Raw genomic sequence first — 1,032 nt, 5'->3', positions numbered from 1 at the left:
TACCAGCGGACCGCCCATAGGATGACCTCGCCGGTAAAATGCCGCCCTTTGAAATCGTCCATCACAACCGACCTTACCAATCCAAGGGCCCAACCTTGGCAACCGCATCAGAGTTTGCAACAGAGCCCATGACGATGCGATCCGCGCGATCAGCCTGCGTTTGGCAGAAAAGCACGAAGCGAGGTTCTATTATGGCCAAGTTTGACCCTAAAATTCACGACGACAACCCACCGATGGATGCCGCCTTCATGGCCGGGATGAAGCCGTCCCGGCGTGGGCGTCCCAAGTCGGAAGACCCCAAGGTCGAGGTAAAAATCCGCTTGGATGCAAAGACGGTCGAGCATCTGCGCGACAGCGGCCCCGGGTGGCAGACCCGTGTAAACGCCCTGCTCGGTCAGCTTGTAGCGGCGGGGCAAATCTGATCATAGACCGCACGCAAGCCCGCGAGAGCTTCAAAGCCGAAGCCCTCGCCTCATGGGCCGAATATCAGGAAACAGGGCTGCACCTGACCGGCGAGGAAGTGGTCCACTGGCTCGATAGCTGGGGCACTGCTGGCGAGAGCGAATGTCCGCCCTGCCACCTGCGCGAAACCGAAAGCCCCTGATTTTGCCCTCTGGTGCCCGTTAGGGCACCGCCAAGCCCTTGGATGGCGAAACCTATCCCCAAGCGCCTCCCTGCGCTCTATGGGCTGGAAATCGCCTCCTGCACCTTTTGATAGCCAATTGCGACCTTGCCGCGTGCGCAACGTGGAAGGGATGCGGATTCCTGTCCGTCATGCGCCTAACGCGTGCGGCGACTAGCGGCACTCATCACTACCGCCGAAGGCGGCCTGATTAGCGAGTTACCCACCCCCCGCCGCCGCCAGCTTTTGGATAGCGCTATGGCGGGGCATGGATAACTCGCAGGGCTCTGTTGCAAACTCTGATGCGGTTGCCAAGGTTGGGCCCTTGGATTGGTAAGGTCGGTTGTGATGGACGATTTCAAAGGGCGGCATTTTACCGGCGAGGTCATCCTATGGGCGGTCCGCTGGTA

The 1,032-nt window shown here is 60.1% G+C and carries 1 protein-coding gene; it reads left to right on the top strand.

Annotation, left to right across the window (positions count from 1 at the left end; all coding sequences use genetic code 11):
* Positions 1-191 precede the first annotated feature (191 nt).
* Positions 192-422: a BrnA antitoxin family protein gene (locus D6851_RS17490; RefSeq protein ID WP_120326106.1), complete on the top strand. Its 231-nt coding sequence runs from the start codon at positions 192-194 to the stop codon at positions 420-422.
* Positions 423-1,032: the final 610 nt, after the last annotated feature.

Origin of the sequence: Altericroceibacterium spongiae (genome assembly GCF_003610805.1) — a bacterium.
Taxonomy (GTDB): Bacteria; Pseudomonadota; Alphaproteobacteria; order Sphingomonadales; family Sphingomonadaceae; genus Altericroceibacterium; species Altericroceibacterium spongiae.
The sequence above is the reverse complement of the archived record's forward strand: the minus strand, read 5'-3'. Positions and strand labels throughout refer to the sequence as shown.

Coding starts and splice junctions, on each gene's coding strand:
- D6851_RS17490 (WP_120326106.1), top strand. CDS start 192: ATGGCCAAGTTTGACCCTAAAATTCACGACGACAACCCACCGATGGAT.